We start from the raw sequence: 263 nt of genomic DNA on the forward strand, positions 1-263 counted from the left end.
GCTCGGCCAGCAGCTTGCTGTGCTGTACCAGTTGGCCACCCAGCGCAAGCAGCAGGCGAAAAGCAAAGATGGCGGCCAGCACCACCAACGGAGATACGTAGGAATAGAAAATCTGGTTGGGCTCGCCTTGCAGCATGGACATGGCATGCGTGGCGGCGGCGGTCAGAAGGCCGCTGATGGCGAATCCGCCCAGATTTACCCAGTTGTTGCCTGGGCCGTGCTGGCGAATCTGTTCAAACACATAAGCCCCCAGAAACGCGTAG

At 59.3% G+C, this 263-nt stretch carries 1 protein-coding gene; it reads right to left on the reverse strand.

The genetic code is table 11. The annotated features are described in order from the left end of the window. The coding region (locus tag SB765_RS30645) for a hypothetical protein (protein WP_410932620.1) at window positions 1-241 on the reverse strand (241 nt) is incomplete at its 3' end. Window positions 242-263: the final 22 nt, after the last annotated feature.

Source organism: Pseudomonas sp. SIMBA_067 (assembly GCF_046534675.1).
GTDB classification, from domain to species: domain Bacteria; phylum Pseudomonadota; class Gammaproteobacteria; order Pseudomonadales; family Pseudomonadaceae; genus Aquipseudomonas; species Aquipseudomonas putida.